We start from the raw sequence: 218 nt of genomic DNA on the forward strand, positions 1-218 counted from the left end.
CTCGACAGCGATTTCGTCTACGCCTTCAGGCGCTCGCGCACGGCGCTGGCCTCGGCGCTGGTGCTGCTCTTGCTCGCTGCGCTGGCCGTTCTTGCGCCCTGGATCGCGCCGCAAAACCCCTTTGACCCGGCGGCGCTCGACCTGCTCAACGCGCGCCTCCCGCCCGCCTGGATCGAGGCCGGCCGGATGCAGTTCCCGTTCGGCACCGACGGCCAGGG

1 pseudogene is annotated in these 218 nt (G+C 71.6%); it reads left to right on the forward strand.

Annotated features, from left to right (window positions below):
• A pseudogene (locus VTU_RS26205) lies at positions 1 to 218 on the forward strand (ABC transporter permease); the annotation flags it as partial.

Origin of the sequence: Verminephrobacter aporrectodeae subsp. tuberculatae At4 (assembly GCF_000193225.1) — a bacterium.
Lineage (GTDB): Bacteria > Pseudomonadota > Gammaproteobacteria > Burkholderiales > Burkholderiaceae_C > Acidovorax > Acidovorax aporrectodeae.